The following is a 20,803-nucleotide window of genomic DNA, read 5'->3' as shown; positions in this document are numbered from 1 at the left end:
ATAAAAATCACATGATAAATATTAAAAAAGCTTATAAAATATCCGATAAATATATTGATTTAAAATATAATGTTTTGTTATTGACAAAGATATTAAAATGATATATAATACTCATTGAAATTAGATATATTTAGGTGCAAAAAATAGCTTAATAAGGAAGTTGGGTGTAATTCCCACACAGCGAAAGCTGCTGTAAGGTGGACAAAATCACAATATATCACTGGGAGACTGGGAAGATGTGAAAGTAGGATGAAACCAAGTCAGAAGACTTACCAAATGGATAATAGATAAAATTATCATATTTAAGCAGTGGAACCTTTTATACTGCTTTTTTTGTTGCGTAAATATATAAATAACGTAATCAGGAGGAAAAAAATTGTCAAAAAAATGGATAATTTTAGGATTAGTACTAGCAGCAAATGCTTATGGTAGTAATTTTGGAAATGAGTATGCAGCCAAATTAAATGAATCTGTAATTACAACTGAAAGATATGAGGAAACACCTGTTATAGAAACTGCAAAAAATGTAACGGTAATTACTGGAGAGGACATTGAAGAGAGAGGATTTAAAAATATAGATGAAGCACTTACAATGATCCCTGGTCTTAATCAGATTGAGAGTGAGATTTCAATCAGAGGACAGTTACCAAAAATGGGTAATAGGACAGTTGTAGTACTTGTAGATGGAGTACCTCAAAATAGTATGGATAACAGAGTTGCAGACCTTGATTTTATCCCTATAGAACAAGTTGAAAAGATAGAAGTTCTACCTTCAGGTGGAGCAATAATGTATGGTGGAAACGCTACTGCAGGGGTAATAAATATTGTAACTAAGGAAAATGCAGATAAAAAATACTGGGGAAGAGTTGGAACTGAATTTGGAAGTTATAAATATAGAAAATTTAATGGTAACGTTGGGACAAAAGTAACTGACAGATTAAGTGCAACTTTAGATTACTCTACAAGTGATAAAAAAGGATATAGAGATGGAGAAAAAACTGATCTTGATTTTATCCAAGTTGGAACTGAGTATAAATTAGATGATGGAAAAGTTGGATTTAAATATAGCCGTAATAAAAGAGAAGGTAGTGGAAGAGGAAACGCTCTTACAAGAGAGCAGTACGAAAATACACCAAAATATAATAAATATGCAGGTAGAGAAGCTACAGATATTCAAGATAAATACATAATAAACTTTGATAAAAAGCTTACAGATAATTTAGAGGCATCTGGAGTAGCTGAATATAGACAAAGAGATTATAAATATGATTATCCAGCTGATAAAAAAGCACCAGCATATAGAAATAGAGATAAACATACAGACTCTTTTTATACAAATGCTCAGATCAAATATACATATGCTCCTAAGAGTAATGTTATAGTAGGTGCTGACTACTCAAGAGCAGATGTTGATGAAGATAGTTTCAAAGTGACATATAAATCAAAACATACAGATACAAAATTTGAAGCAATAGGAGGATATGTACTTAATAAAGTTGCATATGAAAAATTCTTATTTACTCAAGGTATCAGAGTTGAAAAAAATAAATTTGATGAAAAAGTACGTGAATTTAAATCTAATGGAGATGAAAAATCAAATAGACATCAAAAATTTACTCCAACTAACACAGATTATGAACTTGCAGCAAATTATTTGATAGATAATGAAAAATCTGTATATGTTAGTTTTAACAGTGTAAAGAGAAGTCCTACTCTTACAGAATATTCAAGTTGGGATACTAAGGATTCACCAAGCAGAAAGGCTCAAACTTTAAATACTATTGAGGTTGGAACAAAAGCTTTATTTGATAATATATATGTGTCAGCAGCTACATTCTACATCCATGGTGATAAAGAAATTACTTATGATCCTTCTAAACCACATAAAGATGGAAGTTTTTATAATCTTGATGGAAAAACTCAAAGAATAGGATTAGAACTTGCAACTGAAGAGTATTTTGGAGATTTAACTTTAAGACAGGATTTTACATATATGCATAATAGACTTACAAGTGGAAGATACAAAGGAAACGAGATTCCTGGTATTCCTGCTATAACAGCTGGAGTTGGAGCAACTTACGAAATGATTCCAAATCTTTTTGTAAATGCAGATTTAAAATACAGAGGAAGAGCATATTATGCTAATGATTTTGCAAATGATACTTATAAAGTATCTAGTAATACTTTGACTGATCTATCAGTTAGATATAATATGGATAACGGACTATCGGTATATGGTGGAATAGAAAATTTATTTGATAAAAAATATTCTAGATATTCATATTTAAGTGGAAGATCACCTAGATATTCTCCAGCACCAGAAAGAACATACTACATCGGTCTTGATTATAAATTTTAAATAGTAGAAAATGCCAGAAGTGAAAACTTTTGGCTTTTTTTATATCAACAAAGGTTGAAATTTGCCAGTTTAATGATATAATCAAATTATAAAAAATTATTAAGGAGTGAATATGAATAGACAAGTTACAAATAAAATAGTTATGGTAAGACCTGCACAGTTTTATTTTAATGCCCAAACAGCAGTAAATAATCAATATCAACATGAGGATAATGAAAGCATAGAAAATATACAAAAAAGAGCTCTTAATGAGTTTGATTCATTTGTAAAACAGTTGAGAGATAAAGGAGTTACTGTTGAGATAATTGATGATACTGTAGAGCCATCAACACCAGACAGTATATTTCCAAATAACTGGTTCAGTACTCACAATGATAAGAAAATAGTGTTATATCCAATGTATGCTCAAAATAGAAGAATGGAATTGGAAAAATTTAAAGATAGACTTCTTGAAATATCTAAAACAAAAGAGAGTGTTGTAATAGATTATAGTCCAAAGGCAAAAGAAAATATCTTTTTAGAAGGTACTGGTAGTATAGTTTTAGATAGAATAAATAAAAAGGCTTTCTGTTCACTTTCTCCACGTTCAGATAAAAATCTATTTTTACAATTTTGCAAAGATACAGGATTTAAGCCAGTAACTTTTACAGCTTATCAGGATGGAAATCAGATATATCACACTAATGTAATGATGGGAATAGGAGAAAATAAAGCTGTAATCTGTCTTGACTGTATTGTAGATAAAGCTGAAAGAGAAAATGTAGTTGCAGAACTTAAAGATAGTAATAAGGAGATAATTGAGATATCGCTTGAACAGGTTAAGAATTTTCTTGGAAATGTGCTAGAAGTATTAGGAAAAGATGGAAAAAGATATATTGTTATCTCTAAAACTGCTTATAATTCAATGACTAAAGAGCAGATTGAAAAAGTTGAAAAAGATACTGAGATAATATGTGCAGATGTGAGCACAATAGAATATTATGGTGGCGGATCTGTTAGATGTATGTTAGGAGAGATATTCTAAAAGTTAATAATATCTATATTGTAAATAGCTTTCTATGAACAAAATAGAGAGCTATTTTCTTATATAGGAATGGAGGAAAGATGAGATATTTTGGAACTATGAAAGATATAGATGGAGTATTATCTATAGGTGGAATTAAGGTAACAGATTTAGCTGAAAAATATCAGACACCACTTTATGTTATGGATCTTGAACTTATTGAAGAAAATATAAATAAGTATAAAAAGTATTTTAAAAGTGAACTGTTTAATGGAAAAATAGTATACGCTTCTAAAGCTTTTTTGTGTAAAGAGATGTGCAAAATAGTTGATAAGTATGGTATAGATATTGATGCCGTTTCAGGTGGCGAACTATACCTGATACATAATAGTGGGATAGATATGAAAAAAGTCCATATGCATGGTAATAACAAGAGCATAGAAGAGTTAAATATGTGCCTTGATTATAATATAGGAAGTATTATTGTAGATGGAAAAGGTGAAATTGAAAAACTATCAAAACTATGTAAGGAAAGAGATAAGAAAATAGATGCATTATTGAGAATAAATGTTGGGATAGATGCACACACACATGAATATATAAAAACTTCTAAGCATAATTCTAAGTTTGGAGAATCTATATTTGATAAAAATTTTGTAACTATAGTAAAAAGACTTGCTAATGACTCGAATATTATATTTAGAGGATTTCACTGTCATATAGGATCACAGATATTTGATACAGAAGCGTTTTTTGAAGAGATTAAAACTCTTGTTGAACAGTGTAAAAAATTCAAAGAAGAGTATAGAATAGAGATAAAGGACTTGGATTTAGGGGGAGGTTTTGGAGTGTATTACAGCCAAGGTGATAGACCTTTAGAGATAGAGAATTTTATGACTTCCCTGATAAAATATACAGAAAAGATTTTACATGAGGAAAATGTAGAAATAGAAAATTTATATATTGAGCCTGGAAGAAGTATTGTTGCAAATGCTGGAACAACTATCTATACCATAGGTGGTAAAAAAGAGACTTATGGTGGAATAAAATATATTTTTATAGATGGTGGAATGACAGATAACATAAGACCTGCACTGTATCAGGCTAAATATGAAGCTGAAATTGGAAATAAGCTCAATAAAAAAGAAAAAGAGGTAGTTACCATTGCAGGTAAATGCTGTGAATCTGGAGATGTTTTGATTAAAAATATTGAAATTTCAAAAGGAGAGGTAGGAGATCTCCTTGTTATATCAACAACTGGTGCTTATGGTTATGCAATGGCAAATACCTATAACAAGGTTCCAAGACCACCAGTTGTATTTGTAAAAAATGGTAAGGATAAGCTTGTTATTAGAAGAGAAACATATGAAGATTTATTAAAATATGATTTATAATTCATTAGAAATTCGTAAAGTATGAACATAAAAAAATATTAAATACCGGATAATAAGTATTTAGAGAAAAATATATGAATAGAAAATTAAAAACTTTGCATTCTAGCAATTATAGAAAGTTATTGATAGAATTTAAGTAGCGACAAATAAAGTGAGGGGATATAATGAAATTTACAAAATTACAAGGTGCAGGAAATGATTTTATATTAATCAATGGATTTGTTGAAAAAAGTGATAAGTGGAATGAAACTGCAAAAAAGGTATGTGATAGACATTTTGGTATTGGTGCAGATGGGATGATATTCTGTAGTGAAAGTAAAATAGCTGATGTAAAAATGAATTTTTACAATTCAGATGGAACCAGAGCTGAAATGTGTGGTAATGGAATCAGATGTTTTACAAAATTTGTTTATGATGAAAAAATTGTTGATAAAAAAAAGATAGCTGTTGAAACAGACGCAGGTATTAAAGTGGTAAAACTTCAATGTAATGATAAAGATGAAGTGGTAAATCTTGAAGTTGAACTTAATAAAATGAATTTTAAAGCAAGTGATGTTCCTTGTTTAGCTAGTAAAGAGGAAGCGTTAGAGGAGAAAATAACAGTTGATGGGAAAGAGATTGTATTTTCAAGTGTATTAGTTGGTGTCCCACATACTGTAGTATTTTTAGATAATTTTACAGATGTAGATATAGAAGATTTAGGTAGAAAAATAGAAAATAATCCTGTATTTCCAAGAAAAACCAATGTGAACTTTGTTAAAGTAATTGATGATAATACTTTACAGATAAAAACTTGGGAAAGAGGAGCTGGAAGAACACTTGGATGTGGTACAGGAAGCAGTTCATCTGCTGGTGTAGCTCATAGACTTGGAAAAATGAAAGGTAATAAGATAAAAACAATCTCTGATGGAGGGGTTTTATTTGTAGAGGTTAAAGATGATTATTTTTTGATATTATCTGGAAAAGCTGAAACAATATGCAGAGGAGAATTTTTAAAATAACTTATAATATTGGGAGAAAAAATGGAAAAAGAGATTTTAGATTTAGTTGACAATTATACAAATTTTTATCAAAAGGTAAGACGTCAGTTGCATAGATGCCCAGAACTTGGATTTGAACTTACAAAAACTGTTGAGATAGTGACACAATATCTTGATGAGATGAAAGTTAATTATAAAAAAAATATTGGTAAAATAGGTGTTGTAGCAGAGATAGAAGGGAAAAATAAAGAGATTACAGTAGCCTTAAGAGCTGATATGGATGCACTTCCTATTTTAGAAAATAGTGATAAGGAGTATAAATCTCAAAATATTGGTAAAATGCATGCATGTGGTCATGATGCACATACAGCTATTCTTTTAGGTGTAGCTAAAGTACTATCACAGGTTAAGGATAAACTTCCATGTAATGTAAGATTTATATTTCAACCAGCTGAGGAAACAAGTGGTGGAGCAAAACCAATGATAGATGATGGAGCCTTAGATGGTGTAAATTGTATATTTGGGCTTCATGTTGATGAAGAACTGGATTGTGGGAAAATTGGAATAAAATATGGAGCAGTTAATGCTTCTTCAACAGATGTAAAAATAGAGGTTGAAGGAAAAAGTTGTCATGGTGCCTACCCAAGTGATGGTGTAGATGCTATAGTTGTTATGGCAAATATAATTACATCACTTCAAAGTATAATAAGTAGAAATACAGATGCAAGAGATGCATTAGTTATAAATCTTGGTAAAATAAATGGTGGAACTAAAGAAAACATTGTTCCGCAAAATGTAGTATGTACAGGAACAATGAGAACTTTGTCTCCATCAGTGAAAGAGATGGGTAAAAAGAGAATATCTGAGATGGTTGAGTATATTGCAAAAGCTTATGGTGGAAATGGAAAAGCATCTTTTAATGACGGGTATGTTGCTCTCATTAACCATGATGAATATGTGGATTTGGTAAAAGAAAGTGCTGAAAATCTTTTAGGAGATAATAACATTCAAGTAAAAAAAGTTGCCAATATGGGTGTGGAAGATTTTGCATATTATGTTGAAAAAGTTCCAGGAGCATTTTTTACTTTAGGTGTAAGAAATGAGGAGAAAGGAATTATTCATCCAGCACATAATGACAGATTTGATTTAGATGAAGATGCACTTCCTATTGGGGTAAAAATGCAGATATTAAATATATATAATGCTTTTGAATATCTGATGCGTACAAGTGATAAAAAATGTTAAGTGAAAAGAGTATAAATAATATCTTAACTGGCTACAAAGGAACATTTGGAATATACATAAGTGACTGGAATGGAAATAAAATTTTAAAAAATGAAAATAGAAAGTTCATGTCAGCTAGCCTAATAAAACTGTATATCCTACTTGCCTTAGATGAAGATTTTTTATCCAATGAAATTATAATTGATGAGAGTAAAAAAGTAGATGGTGGAGTGCTGTTTAAACTTAAAAGCAAAATAAAATTATCTATAGAAGATTTAGCAATGCTTATGATTGCATATAGTGATAACAGTGCTACAAATATTTTAATTGATTATCTTGGAATGGATAGGATAAATACAGTTATTAAGGATTATGGATTTGAAGGGACAGCACTTAATCGTAAGATGATGGATTTTGAAGCTAAAAAAGAGGGACTTGATAACTATACCACTCCTGGTGATGTTTATAAAGTTCTTTTATTACTTCTTAAAAATAAGAGATATAGCAATTTCCTCAAGTCACAGGAGATAAATACAAAACTTTCTCTATATCTTAGTGAAAATGAAGAGTTTGGATTTTATCATAAGACAGGAGAACTTTTAAATACAGAGCATGATGCAGGAAGAATTATCTATGGTGACAGATTTATTGATGCTGTTGTATTTGTAGAAAATGCACAGAGTAATATGGAAGCTATAGAGATACATAATAAAATTGGAAAAATATTGATTGAAGAATTAAAAAAATAAAAATATTGAAGGAGATGTTTTATGGGAACACAGAAAAAAAGTTTATGGGACTCTTATAAGTTTTCGATTATACTTATAGGAGCAATTATAATTGGAAGTATGATAGGATTAAAATTTGGAGAGAGAGCAAAGGTATTAAAACCTTTTGGGGATCTTTTTATAAATGGTATGTTTACTATAGTAGTGCCGCTTGTTTTAGTTACTATAAGTAGTTCTATAGCAAGTATGACAGATATGAAAAGACTTGGAAATGTATTAAAAAGTCTGCTTTTAGTCTTTGTTTCTACAGGACTTGTTGCAGGGCTTATAATACTGGTAGTAGTAAATATGTTTCCACCTGCTCAGGGTGTATCGTTGCACCTAACAGCAACAGAGGCATTAAAGCCATTTCAGACAGGGGAACAGATAGTTAAAGCTATTACAGTATCAGATTTTCCAGAGCTTATTTCAAGAAAAAATATGTTACCGTTGATTATTTTCTCAATAGCTTTTGGAATATGTGTAAATCTAGTTGGAGAAAAGGGAAAAATAGTTAGAGATGGACTTAGTTCGTTAGCTGAAATATTTCTTAAAATGATAAGTCTTTTAATGTATTATGCACCTATTGGACTTGGAGCTTATTTCGCAGCACTTGTTGGAGAGTATGGAGGACAGCTTATTGGATCTTATACAAGAGCAATGATAATCTATTATCCATTATGTTTTGCATATTTTATTATTATCTTTCCAATATATGGATATATATCAGCAGGTAAAGAGGGAGTTAAAGGGATGAAATATCTGATTTCACCAGCACTTACTTCTCTTGCTACTCAAAGTAGTATAGCAACTTTACCAGTAAATCTAGAGGCTGCAGAAAATATAGGTGTACCTAAAGATATAAGAGAGATAGTACTTCCAATTGGAGCAACAGCACATATGGATGGAACAGTATTCAGTTCAATTTTAAAGATTTCATTTTTATTTGGAGTTTTTGGAGTTCCATTTACAGGAATAGAAACATATATAAGTGCAATCTGCCTTTCAGTAATAGGTGGAGTGGTAATGTCAGGTGTACCTGGTGGAGGACTTATAGGAGAGATGCTTATAGTAACAATGTACGGATTCCCTCCAGAAGCTTTTCCTATAATTGCAACTATTGGATATTTAGTAGATCCACCTGCTACAATGATAAATGCTACTGGTGATACTGTTGCAGCAATGTTAGTATCAAGACTTGTAGAAGGTAAGAACTGGATTAAGAAAAAAGCATAAGAGTAATAAAAAATAACCTCCAACAATTAAGTTGGAGGTTATCTTTATATATTTATAAATTTTGTTTTATAGTTTTTTTAATAGTATAAAGTTATTTTATATAAAAGTTAAACCCTAGTATTTTTCTTTTATAAATTATTAGTCTTTTTCAGTTGAGTAGTGAACTTTTTTAGCAGCCATATCTACAGCTTTGTGGTGAGTTATAAAGTCGATGTGTTTTAAGTAGATATCTTGGATATCTTCGTTTTGTCCTAATCCAGCGATTATAACTTTAGATACTGTAAATCCAGCTTTTTGAAGATCTTCATTCCATTCTCCAGCGATATCGTTGTTAGCATGGTCTCCTGCAACAAACATGAATGGCATTAAGATAACATCTTTTATACCTTTTTTCTTAAGTTCTCTAACTACGTCGTCAAATTCTGGGTATCCTTCTACTGTTCCTACTACATAGTTTCCTAATCCTTCAGCGTTGAATACATAATCCATTGCAGCGTAAGCTGATCCACCTGAATGTTCAGTTCCGTGTCCTACTAAAACAACACCTTGGTGAGGTTTCAATGGTCCAATTTTTTTAGCAATTGCTTTTGCAACTTCTTTGTAATCTTCTGGTGAAGTTAATAATGGGTTTCCAACTCTGATGTCTTTGAAGTTTTTAGAGTATTTTTCAACTTCTTTGTTTAAGTTTTCGTTTTCTGTACCATTCATGATGTTAGTTCCTTGAACTAATACATGAGTGTATCCTTGAGCTTTTAATTGATCTAAAACTTCTTGAGGGTTTGGTTTTTCAATTCCTCTAGCTTTTAATCTTCTCATGATGATTCTTGAAGTATAAGCTTCTTTAACATCTGCATTTTTGAATTTTTTTGCTACTTTTTCATTGATTCTGTCTATTGTAAGTGCTCTAGTATCATCAAAAGTAGTACCAAAGTGTACCATCATTATAGCAGCTTTGTCGTTTTTGTCCATTCCTTTGAAGAAATCGCTGTGATCATAAGCTCCATCTGAATGTGCCATAGCAATCACTCCGTTTAATAATAATGCTGAACCTAAAAATAGTTTCGTAAGTGTTCTCATTTGAATCCTCCTGATAAATATTAATTATGGGCGTTACCCAGATATTATTTTGGAAGACAATTCTAAATCTCAGTAAAGAGTAAATATAGTTGTCCTCGCAACATATTACAAAGTTATTGTTTTAAGGCTGGTCTCCTGACTTAGCTTCATCCTACTAGGTGCCTTCCCAACATGCAGTCAGTGGCTATTCCGTTCATCAGCAACACAGTGGCGGGACCGTGGAGGAATATACCTCTCTTCCCAATTAATCTTTTTTAAGAACCTTAAAAATGCAATATTTTGTTTTAATATAACTATATACTGTTTGATTTAAAAAGTCAAGTACTAAAAGCGATAAAAATGCACTTTATATAAAAGTGATATAAATCACATATGACATATTTATTAAATATATGGTTACCATATATAATATTTCATTTGGAATACTTTATTTTTCAACACCACGGAAATAATTTATAAGTTTTTGTGAATCTAATATAATAAATCTTTTCTTATTGGTTTTTATAAGATTTTTATTTGTTAGTACTTTTATCTGTCTTGAGACTGTTTCTCTTTTATTTCCAAGGAATTCTGCTAAATATTTTACTGGTAAATCGAAATCAATTTCGACTCCTTCTTCTGTTTTCTTACCGAAGTCTTTAGCCAGTTTCCATAGTTTAAAAGCAAGTAGCATATCTACTGTTTTAGAAGACATATTTTTTAATTGGTGAATTGTTCTTTTTTGTTTGATAATTAAAGAGTTGATTACAGCTTCACATAGTGCAATATCATTATGCATTATCTTTCTGAAATCCTCTTTATTGATAATAAGAATCTTACCATCAGTTAAAAGCTCACAACTAATAAGAGAAGGTTTGTTATCCAGTGCCATTTCATTTAGTATCTCTCCATTACCAAATATATAAACAACTTTTTTACCATCGTCCATCTTATTTGGTTTATATATAGAAACAACTCCTTCAACTATAAAATATAGTTCTTTAAGTACCTCTTTTTCAGAAAAAACCATATCATCTTTCTTATATTCTTTAATTTTAGAACACGCTAAAATTTTATCTATAGTTTCTTTGCTTAATGTTCTAAAAATTTTAATTTTATCACTTATATTATTATTCAAATTTATACCTCCTATATAAATATATTATAGTATATCCAATAGTTTAAACTTTTACAAGTGTAAAATGTTTCTTATTCTATATATTTATTGTAAAAGATTGGGTAAAGTGGTATGATTAAGGGAGCGGGAGCGTAAGAGCTGAGAGGAACTTTAGTTCGACCGTTGAACATAGTCGGGTAATGCCGAGAATGGATGGAGGAAAAGATGAAGAAGATTTTATTAGGATGTTTATTTTTAGGAACTGGGCTTATGCTTAATGCTGAAGAGGTTGTAGTGTATGGTCCAAGTTCAATGAAATGGATTGGGAAAAAATATGGACCAATATTTGAAAAGAAAACTGGAGATACTATTAAATTTGTATCTATTGATGGATTAGTTGGAAGATTAAAACTTGAAAAGAAAAATCCAAAAGCTGACGTAGTAGTTGGATTGACAGAGCTTACAACAGAGATATCAAGAAGAGAAAATCTAATACTTCCATATGTTCCAAAAAATATTGGAAATATAGCAAAAGAAGAATTTAAAATGGATAGTAACTATGTAGTTCCTATTGACTATGGTTATTTAGCTATTAACTATAACAAACAGGAGATAAAAAATCCACCAAAAAATCTTGAGGAATTAGGAAAATTAAGTAAAAAACTTTTAGTAGAAAATCCAATGGTATCAAATACTGGAAGAGAGACTTTACAATGGAGTATAGCTCTTTATGGAAAAGATTGGATAAAATTCTGGAAGGCATTAAAGCCAGCTATTTATGCTACAGAAGCAGGATGGACAGAAGCTTTTTCTAAATTTACTGTAGGAGAAGCTCCAATGATGATAGGTTATGCAACTAGTAATCTTTTCTTTACAGGTGAAGATGCAGATAAATATGATAGTTTCTTATTAGAGGATGGAACATTTATGTATCAGGAAGGTGCTTCTCTTATTAATAAGAAAGAAGTTAAACCTGCAGCTAAAAAATTTATGGAAGAGATCTTAAGTGATGAATTCCAGGATTTAGTTGTTAAGAAAAATTATATGTTCCCAGTTACAAATGTAAAATTAACTGAGGATTTTTCAAGAGTTCCAGTTCCATCAAAAAGTGTAAAATTAACAAAAGACCAGATAGACCTTATTATAGATAATATAGATGGATATAAAAATGAACTTGTAGAATTTTTAAAAAAATAACTCTTGAAAAAAAAGTAAATATGTGCTATTATAGTCAGGATATATAAATGAAGGAGGGATAGTTATGTCAAAAATTGTTTCGAATTTTCTGTTTAGTTGTGCTATCTTTACCTTATTTTATAGAGCTTTTATAGTGTATGATAAAGTTTTTAAAATTAAATATTTTTTTATAAAAGGAATGAATACTATCGGTATCGATAGTTCATTCCTTTTTTTTTAGTTTTTTTTAGGAAAAAATAGTAAAAGGAGAACCAAATGAAAAATTTTATATCCATTAAAGAACTTGAAAAAGAAGAGATACTTGAAGTATTAGATGTTGCAGAAAAATTAGTGCAAAATCCTAATCCAGAACTGTTAAATGGGAAAATAGTTGGAAGTCTTTTTTTCGAACCATCTACAAGAACAAGATTATCATTTACATCAGCAGCATATAGAATAGGAGCTAAGGTTCTTGGATTTGAATCACCAGATGCTACATCACTGAAAAAAGGTGAGTCCCTAAGAGATACTATAAAAATAGTTGAAGCTTATTCAGATGTAATTGTCATGAGACATAAAATAGAAGGTGCTGCAAGATTTGCTGCATCTGTATCTAAACATCCAGTTATAAATGCTGGAGATGGAGCAAATGAACATCCTAGTCAGACACTTCTTGACCTTTTCACAATAAGAAAAGAATTAGGAAGACTTGATAATATAAAAATTGCCTTTGTTGGAGATCTTAAATATGGAAGAACAGTTCATTCATTAACAAAAGCATTGGAACATTTTAAACCTGAGTTTTATTTTGTAGCACCAGAATCAATACAGATTCCAGATTATATATTGAAGGAATTAGATGAAGTTGGAATTCCATATCATATAGCAGATAAATATGAGCCGATACTTAAAGAGATAGATGTTCTATATATGACTAGAATTCAAAGAGAAAGATTTGACAGCATAGAGGATTATAATAAAGTATCTGGTGTATATAAAATATCAAAGAAAGATATTGAAGGAAAATGTCAGGATCATATGATTATATTACACCCTTTACCAAGAGTAGATGAAATTGATATTGATTTAGATGATTCAAAACATGCCTTATATTTTAAACAGGCAGCTAATGGAGTCCCTGTAAGAGAAGCTATGTATGCACTAGCTCTTGCTGGAAGTTCATTGGATATAAAGAAAGATAAAGATGAGATAGAATATAACGATAAAGTTGTATGCAGTAACCCAAAATGTGTTACTCATTTTGAAAAGACAGAGAATAAAGTTATTGTAACAAAACATGGTAAATATTGTTATTACTGCGGGAAAGAAATAAAGTAAGATATTGGGAGGATAAATGTTTCTAGAAGATTGTAAAATTTTAGAGAATGTTGAAGTGGCAAAAAATATGTATCTGATGAAGTTAAAAGGAACAAAGGCAATACCTGAAACTGTTTCAGGACAATTTTTTATGCTACAGTGTAAAAATAGTGGAGTATTCTTAAGAAGACCAATCAGCATTCACTATATAAATAAGAAGGAATCAGTTTTAGAATTCTATTATGAGGTAAAAGGAAAGGGAACTAAAGACCTTTCTGCAGCTAAAACAGGAGATTATATAAATATTCAAGGACCTTTAGGAAATGGTTTTATTAAAGAGGGTACTGGGAAAAAAGTTTTAGTAATTGGTGGTGGAATGGGAATAGCACCTATGAAATATCTGCTTGAGGAACTTAATAACCTTGGTTCAAATATCACCTTTATAGCTGGTGGAAGAAACAGAGGAGCTTTAAAAATACTTGATAATATAGATTTGAAAGGGATAATTACTCATATTACTACTGATGATGGAAGCCAAGGTACACATGGAAGAGTGGACATGAAAATGAGAGAGCTTTTAGAAAAAGAGAGATATGATTTAGTATATACATGTGGTCCTGAAAAGATGATGGAAAGCGTTGCTAAGATTGCAACTGAAAATAATATAAAGTGCTTTGTATCTTTAGAAGCAAGAATGGCATGTGGTGTAAAAGCCTGTGTAGGATGCTCAATTAAGACAAAAGATGGAATGAAAAAAGTGTGTCACGATGGTCCAGTGTTTGATTCAACAATAATAGTAGAGATGAATCCAAAAGAAAAGACAGAAACATGTTGTGGAAATTAGAATGGAGGTAAAATGAGCAGTTTAGGAATAAATTTTTTAGGAGTTGATTTTAAAAATCCATTAGTAACATCATCTGGATGCTTTGGATTTGGAATGGAATATAAGGATTATTTTGATCCTAATATTTTAGGAGGAATAGGAATAAAAGGTCTTACATTGGAACCAAGAGATGGAAACTATGGGACAAGAATAGCTGAAACTCCATCTGGTATGTTAAATTGTGTTGGACTTGAAAATCCTGGAATTGAGTACTTTAAAAAAGTAACTTTACCTTTGATGAAAAAAGAGGGAATTAATACAAATATAATAGCTAATATAAATGGAAGTACAATAGAAGACTATATTAAAATAGCAAAAGAGGTAGAAAATATACCTGAGATTAAAATTATTGAGCTTAATATCTCTTGTCCAAATGTAAAAGATGGAGGGATGGCATTTGGTGCAAATCCAGAGGTTGCAGGAAGGGTAACGAAAGAGGTAAGAAATGTAACTACTAAACCTTTAGTAGTAAAATTATCTCCAAATGTTACAGATATTGCTGGAATTGCAAAAATTGTTGAAGAAAATGGAGCAGATGCAATATCTCTAATCAATACTGTGCTTGGAATGGCAATAGATATAAGAAGTAAAAAACCACTTTTAGGAAATACATTTGGAGGTCTTTCAGGTCCAGCTGTAAAACCTATTGCACTGAGAATGGTATATCAGGTATATAAAGCTGTTAAAATTCCTATTATTGGAATGGGAGGTATAGCTTCTCCAGAAGATGCACTTGAATTTATAATGGCTGGAGCAACTCTTGTATCTGTTGGATCTGTAATTTTTCCTAATCCACTGTTACCAGTAGAGATAATAGAGGGAATGGAAAAATATTGTAAAGACAATGGAATAGCTAATATAAGTGAATTAATTGGAATTGTACATAGATAAGGAGGGAATATGTATAACGCAAAAGATAGAATGATAGTTGCACTGGATTATTCAGAGACTTCTGAAGCAATAGCATTGGTTGAAAAATTAGGTGATGGAGCAACTTTTTATAAGGTAGGTCTTGAGCTTTTTCTAAACTCAAAAGGGAAGATAATAGAGTATCTAGCTGGAAAAAATAAGAAGATTTTTCTTGATTTAAAATTCCATGATATTCCAAATACAACAGCAATGGCGTCTATTTTTGCTGCAAAACAAAATGTATTTATGTTTAATGTCCATGCCAGTGGTGGAAAAAAGATGATGACAAAGGTAGCACAGGAGACTAAAAGAGTAAATGAAAATAATCTTGTAATAGGTGTTACTGTTCTTACAAGTTTGTCTGAAGAGGATGTTGCAGAGACATTTAATTCTAAATTCTCTTTAAAAGAACTTGCAATGAACCTTGCATCACTTGCAAAACAATCTGGCCTTGATGGAGTTGTATGTTCTCCTTGGGAAGCAAAAGATATAAAAGAAGTATGTGGAAAAGAGTTTAAAACTGTATGTCCTGGAGTAAGACCTAAATGGGCTGCAACAAATGACCAGCAAAGAATAATGACACCAAAAGATGCTATAAAAAATGGATGTGATTTTTTAGTAGTAGGTCGTCCAATTACTAAAAATGAAAATCCTGTAAATGCAGCTAAAATGATAGAAATGGAAATAGAAGAGGGAATGAAAGAGGCAGGGCTATGTTAGTAAAAAACTGTAAAATTTATAGAGATGGAAAAGATGAAATTGTTGATATTTTAATTGAAAATGAAAAGATATCTAAAATTGCACCAGGTATAAATAGTTCAGATGATGAGACAATAGATGCAATGGGAAATCTTGTTCTTCCTGGAATAGTTGATCTGCATACACATATGAGAGATCCTGGATTATCACATAAGGAAGATTTTACTACTGGTAGTAAAGGGTGTGCTAAAGGTGGAGTTACTACCTTTATAGATATGCCTAATACATCTCCAGCAGTGATAACTAAAAAGTTATTAGATGAAAAGAAAGCATTATTAAAAGGTAAATCATATGTTGATTATGGTTTTAACTTTGGTGGAAGTAAAAATGATAACAGTGATGAGATAAAAAAAATAACAAAAGATGTTGCAGCAACTAAGATATTTTTAAATGTATCTACAGGAGATATGCTTGTAACTGATAACACAGCAATAGAAAATATTTTTAAAGCATCTAAAATAGTTGCAGTTCATGCAGAGAATGAGATGGTAGCTAAGGCTATAACACTTTCTAAAAAACTTGATAAGCCTCTATATCTATGCCACCTTTCTACTAAAGAGGAAGTTGAAATGTTAAGAGAGGCAAAGAAAGAGGGACTTAAGGTATATGGAGAGGTAACTCCACATCATCTGTTTTTAAACACAGATACAATTAATAATGTTGAAAATGGAGATATGCTTTTAAGAACTAAACCAGAATTAAAAAGTAAAGAGGATAATATTGCTCTTTGGAATGCTTTAGCAGATGGTACAATTGATACTATAGGAACAGACCATGCACCACATCTTATAAGCGAAAAATTAGCAAAGCTAACATTCGGAATGCCAAGTGTAGAATTTTCATTAGAACTTATGTTAAATGGTGTTAAAGATGGAAAAATAACTATGGAACGCCTTATAGATGCAATGTGTACAAGACCTGCTGAAATAATGAAAATAAAGAATAAAGGTAAGATTGAAGTAGGATATGATGGAGATCTTGTAATAGTTGATGAAAAAGATAATAGTAAAATAAAGAAGGAAGATGTAGTATCAAAGGCTGAATGGACACCTTATGAAGGATTTGTAAGAGGGGGAAAAGTTTTAACTACAATACTTAGAGGAAAAATAATATATTTAAATAATAAATTTAATGGATTATACGGGAGGGAAATAAGCTATGAATAGAGCAAAAGAAGTAGCAGAATCACTAATAAAAACAGGAGCAGTAAAATTAAATGTTAAAGAACCATTTACATTTGTATCAGGAATTAAAAGTCCAATATATTGTGATAATAGAAAAATGATAGGATACCCTGTTGAAAGAAAAGTAGTTGTTGATGAATTTGTTAAAAAATTATCTGAAAAGGACTTTGATATAGTTGCTGGAACTGCAACAGCTGGAATCCCATGGGCAGCATTTATTGCAATGGCAATGAATAAACCTATGAGTTATATAAGAGGAGAAAAGAAAAAACATGGTGCTGGAAAACAGATTGAAGGTGCAGATGTTAAAGATAAAAAAGTAGTTGTAATTGAAGATTTAATATCTACTGGTGGAAGTTCAATAAAAGCTGTAGAAGCAGCTCTAAATGAAGGAGCTAAAAGCGTTGAAGTAGTTTCTATATTCTCATATGAATTTGATAAAGCTTATAAAAACTTTGAAGAAAAAGGAATAAAATGGGAAAGCTTATCTAACTTTACAGCACTTCTTGAATTAGCTAGAGAAGAAAAATATCTAACTGAAGAGGAAGCAAATATCGCTGCTCTTTGGAATAAAGATACTGAGTCATGGGGAAGATAGTTTACCTCTTGACATTTTAAAATCTTCGTTGTATACTCGTATTACAAAGAGATGTATTAAAGGGGAGTAGTTATAAATACAGTATCAACATCACGAAATCATATAGATTTCTGGTACTGTAGCCAGTTTGGTAACAAGACTTTTAATGCAGAGTTTAGTTTGTCTAAATTTCTGCATTAAGAGTCTTTTTTTTATAAGATTTGAGGAGGATAAATGGAAAAGTATTATTCAAAAGACACAAATACTATTTTAAAAGAGCTCAATAGTTCAACTAGTGGGTTAAGCAGCAGTGAAGCAGAAGAAAGGTTGAAAAAATATGGAAAAAATCAGTTAAATGATGGAGAAAAGATAAGCACTTTAGCTGTTTTTCTTTCTCAGTTTAAGGATTTTCTAGTAATTATTTTGATTATTGCATCAATTGTATCACTTATATCTGGAAATGTGGAAAGTACAATAGTTATTCTTGTTGTAATAGTTATTAATGCAATATTAGGGACTGTACAACATGTAAAAGCTGAAGAGTCAATCAATAGCTTAAAAAGCCTATCTTCACCAAGAATTAAGGTTTTAAGAAATGGAGATAAGATTGAGATTTCATCTGATATGGTTGTTCCTGGAGACATAATGCTCTTAGAAGCAGGAGATATGATTCCAGCAGATGGAAGAGTTATGGAAAGTTTTTCATTACTTGTAAATGAGAGCTCTCTTACTGGAGAATCTGATAATGTAGAAAAGCAAAGCAATGTAATAGAAGATAAAGAGATTCCACTTGGAGATCAGAAGAATATGGTTTTCTCTGGAAGTCTTGTGAGCTATGGTCGTGGAGAGGTTCTTGTTACTTCAACTGGAATGAACACAGAGTTAGGTAAAATTGCAAAATTACTTGAGTCTACGAAGGAAAAGACAACTCCTTTACAGGTATCACTTGACAATTTTGGAAAAAAATTATCTTTAGGAATAATTGTTTTATGTATCATCATCTTTATAATCAATCTTTTCCATGGAGTTAAGATATTAGATTCATTAATGTTTGCTGTTGCATTAGCAGTTGCAGCTATACCAGAAGCACTAAGTTCTATTGTAACTATTGTACTTGCTATTGGAACACAAAAGCTTTCAAAGGAAAATGCAATAGTAAAAAAATTAAAGTCAGTTGAAGCACTTGGCTGTGTTGGAGTAATATGCTCTGATAAAACTGGTACTTTGACACAAAATAAAATGACAGTTAAGAAGATATATGTACCTGGAAAGGTTTTAAATGAAAATGGTCTTTCTGATCACAAGATGTCTGATGAGTATATCTTAAAAGAGAGTATACTATGTAATGATGCTACTAATGAAGTAGGAGACCCTACTGAGATAGCCCTTATTAACTTAGCAGCTGACTATAATATGGATTTTAAAAAGGTCAAAGAGGAATATCCACGTTTAAGTGAGATTCCATTTGATTCAGATAGAAAACTTATGAGTACAGTTCATAAATTAAATAATGACGTTATTATGTTTACTAAAGGTGCTGTAGATTCTCTAATTCCAAGAATTACTCACATATTAAAAGGAAATGAGATTACTGAGATAACTAAAGATGATTTAAATGAGATAGAAAATGCTAATACTTTATTTGCTGAAACTGGATTAAGAGTTCTAACATATGCTTATAAAGTTTTAGATAAAGAAAAAGAAATCACTTTAGATGATGAAGATGGATATATATTTGTAGGATTGATTGGAATGATTGATCCACCTAGAGTTGAGTCAAAAGAAGCAGTTAGTAAGTGTATAATGGCAGGAATTAAACCTGTTATGATTACTGGTGACCACAAGGTTACAGCTCGAACAATTGCAAGAGAGATAGGAATATATAAAGATGGAGACAATGTATTAGAAGGTGTAGATGTTGAAAAACTTAGTGATGAAGAGTTAAAAAATGTAGTTGAGAAAACATCTGTTTATGCAAGAGTTTCTCCTGAACATAAGATAAGAATAGTTACAGCTTGGCAATCACTTGGTAAGATCTGTGCTATGACTGGAGATGGGGTAAATGATGCACCAGCATTAAAAAGAGCTGATATTGGTATTGCAATGGGAATTACTGGAACAGAGGTATCTAAAGATGCTGCATCTATGATCCTTACTGATGATAACTTCTCTACTATAGTAAAAGCTGTTACTACTGGCAGAAATATATATGCAAATATAAAAAATTCAATCAGATTTTTACTTTCAGGTAATATGGCAGCTATAATTGCTGTAATTTACTCGTCATTTGCAGGGCTTCCTGTAGTATTTGCTCCAGTGCATCTTTTATTTATAAATCTTTTAACTGACAGCTTACCAGCTATAGCAATTGGAATGGAACCATCACATGGTGAGGTTTTAAAAGATAAGCCACGTGATCCTAAGGAACCTATTTTAACTAATGAATTTGCAGGTAAGATACTTTTAGAAGGTTTTATAATTTCTATATTTGTAGTAATTGCTTTCTATATAGGGTATGGTAACAATATGGATGCTGTAAAAGGAAGTACAATGGCATTCTCTGTTCTTTGTCTTGCAAGACTATTCCACGGATTTAACTGTCGTGGTAGAAGTAGCATATTTGGATTGGGACTTATGTCAAATAAATTCTCTGTAATAGCTTTCTTAATTGGATTTATTCTACTATCAGCTGTACTTATGATTACTCCTTTACATGGAATATTTGAAGTAGCACCAGTGAATACAAATGATATATTAACAATATATGGACTTGCATTTGTACCAACTATTATCATTCAAATTGCTAAATTTATAAAACATAAAAGATAAAAAATAAAATGAGCTTCTCTTAAAAAGAGAAGT

Annotated in this window: 17 protein-coding genes and 2 riboswitches; of the genes, 15 read left to right on the top strand and 2 right to left on the bottom strand. The window is 30.9% G+C overall.

All coding sequences use genetic code 11. The features are described 5' to 3' along the window. Nucleotides 1-115 precede the first annotated feature (115 nt). Nucleotides 116-292, top strand: a riboswitch (cobalamin riboswitch). An 84-nt stretch (nucleotides 293-376) separates the two neighbouring features. The 7 genes from IX290_RS07330 (at nucleotide 377) to IX290_RS07300 (ending at nucleotide 8,963) form a co-directional block, all read left to right on the top strand. Further along, nucleotides 377-2,359, top strand: coding sequence for a TonB-dependent receptor (locus tag IX290_RS07330; protein ID WP_211492563.1), 1,983 nt, complete (start codon nucleotides 377-379; stop codon nucleotides 2,357-2,359). Between the two features lie 112 nt (nucleotides 2,360-2,471). Beyond that, entirely contained in the window at nucleotides 2,472-3,383 is a 912-nt protein-coding gene (locus IX290_RS07325; protein WP_211492562.1) for a citrulline utilization hydrolase CtlX, read from the top strand. Between the two features lie 80 nt (nucleotides 3,384-3,463). After that, nucleotides 3,464-4,756 carry a diaminopimelate decarboxylase gene (gene lysA, locus IX290_RS07320; RefSeq protein ID WP_211492561.1) on the top strand — a complete coding sequence of 431 codons (1,293 nt, stop codon included), beginning with the start codon at nucleotides 3,464-3,466 and terminating at the stop codon, nucleotides 4,754-4,756. Between the two features lie 164 nt (nucleotides 4,757-4,920). After that, complete coding sequence (gene dapF, locus IX290_RS07315) at nucleotides 4,921-5,757, top strand: diaminopimelate epimerase (protein ID WP_211492560.1); 837 nt, start codon at nucleotides 4,921-4,923, stop codon at nucleotides 5,755-5,757. A gap of 21 nt (nucleotides 5,758-5,778) precedes the next feature. Beyond that, on the top strand, nucleotides 5,779-6,981 hold the full coding sequence (locus tag IX290_RS07310) for an amidohydrolase (protein ID WP_211492559.1): 1,203 nt from the start codon (nucleotides 5,779-5,781) through the stop codon (nucleotides 6,979-6,981). Further along, nucleotides 6,975-7,709: a serine hydrolase gene (locus IX290_RS07305; RefSeq protein WP_211492558.1), complete on the top strand. Its 735-nt coding sequence runs from the start codon at nucleotides 6,975-6,977 to the stop codon at nucleotides 7,707-7,709. Before IX290_RS07310 ends, IX290_RS07305 begins: the two co-directional genes overlap by 7 nt. A gap of 21 nt (nucleotides 7,710-7,730) precedes the next feature. Next, nucleotides 7,731-8,963 (top strand): dicarboxylate/amino acid:cation symporter, encoded by a 1,233-nt coding sequence (locus IX290_RS07300; RefSeq protein WP_211492557.1) that lies wholly within the window; start codon nucleotides 7,731-7,733, stop codon nucleotides 8,961-8,963. Between the two features lie 138 nt (nucleotides 8,964-9,101). Here the strand turns inward: IX290_RS07300 and IX290_RS07295 are convergent, their stop codons facing one another. Continuing rightward, nucleotides 9,102-10,040 carry a sirohydrochlorin cobaltochelatase gene (locus IX290_RS07295; RefSeq protein WP_211492556.1) on the bottom strand — a complete coding sequence of 313 codons (939 nt, stop codon included), beginning with the start codon at nucleotides 10,038-10,040 and terminating at the stop codon, nucleotides 9,102-9,104. Between the two features lie 107 nt (nucleotides 10,041-10,147). Further along, nucleotides 10,148-10,321: riboswitch (cobalamin riboswitch) on the bottom strand. A gap of 146 nt (nucleotides 10,322-10,467) precedes the next feature. Continuing rightward, nucleotides 10,468-11,157 (bottom strand): Crp/Fnr family transcriptional regulator, encoded by a 690-nt coding sequence (locus IX290_RS07290; RefSeq protein WP_211492555.1) that lies wholly within the window; start codon nucleotides 11,155-11,157, stop codon nucleotides 10,468-10,470. 204 nt (nucleotides 11,158-11,361) lie between these two features. Here IX290_RS07290 and IX290_RS07285 point away from each other — a divergent pair, with 204 nt between their 5' ends. From IX290_RS07285 to IX290_RS07250, 8 genes are all read left to right on the top strand, one after another. Next, a complete protein-coding gene (locus tag IX290_RS07285; protein ID WP_211492554.1) occupies nucleotides 11,362-12,333 on the top strand; it encodes a thiamine ABC transporter substrate-binding protein in 972 nt (323 codons plus the stop codon). Between the two features lie 255 nt (nucleotides 12,334-12,588). Then, nucleotides 12,589-13,650, top strand: coding sequence for an aspartate carbamoyltransferase (gene pyrB, locus IX290_RS07280; protein ID WP_211492553.1), 1,062 nt, complete (start codon nucleotides 12,589-12,591; stop codon nucleotides 13,648-13,650). Between the two features lie 16 nt (nucleotides 13,651-13,666). Beyond that, nucleotides 13,667-14,473, top strand: coding sequence for a dihydroorotate dehydrogenase electron transfer subunit (locus tag IX290_RS07275; protein ID WP_211492552.1), 807 nt, complete (start codon nucleotides 13,667-13,669; stop codon nucleotides 14,471-14,473). 12 nt (nucleotides 14,474-14,485) lie between these two features. Continuing rightward, a complete protein-coding gene (locus IX290_RS07270) occupies nucleotides 14,486-15,403 on the top strand; it encodes a dihydroorotate dehydrogenase (protein ID WP_211492551.1) in 918 nt (305 codons plus the stop codon). Nucleotides 15,404-15,412: 9 nt separating this feature from the next. Further along, nucleotides 15,413-16,141 carry an orotidine-5'-phosphate decarboxylase gene (gene pyrF / locus IX290_RS07265; RefSeq protein ID WP_211492550.1) on the top strand — a complete coding sequence of 243 codons (729 nt, stop codon included), beginning with the start codon at nucleotides 15,413-15,415 and terminating at the stop codon, nucleotides 16,139-16,141. Then, nucleotides 16,135-17,346: a dihydroorotase family protein gene (locus tag IX290_RS07260; RefSeq protein ID WP_211492549.1), complete on the top strand. Its 1,212-nt coding sequence runs from the start codon at nucleotides 16,135-16,137 to the stop codon at nucleotides 17,344-17,346. The genes pyrF and IX290_RS07260 overlap by 7 nt, the downstream gene beginning before the upstream one ends. Further along, on the top strand, nucleotides 17,339-17,962 hold the full coding sequence (gene pyrE / locus IX290_RS07255) for an orotate phosphoribosyltransferase (RefSeq protein WP_211492548.1): 624 nt from the start codon (nucleotides 17,339-17,341) through the stop codon (nucleotides 17,960-17,962). The genes IX290_RS07260 and pyrE overlap by 8 nt, the downstream gene beginning before the upstream one ends. Nucleotides 17,963-18,175: 213 nt before the next feature. Then, on the top strand, nucleotides 18,176-20,770 hold the full coding sequence (locus tag IX290_RS07250; protein ID WP_211492547.1) for a cation-translocating P-type ATPase: 2,595 nt from the start codon (nucleotides 18,176-18,178) through the stop codon (nucleotides 20,768-20,770). The last annotated feature ends 33 nt before the right edge of the window (nucleotides 20,771-20,803 follow it).

This window comes from Fusobacterium sp. DD2 (assembly GCF_018205345.1).
GTDB lineage: Bacteria > Fusobacteriota > Fusobacteriia > Fusobacteriales > Fusobacteriaceae > Fusobacterium_A.
The sequence above is the reverse complement of the archived record's forward strand: the minus strand, read 5'-3'. Positions and strand labels throughout refer to the sequence as shown.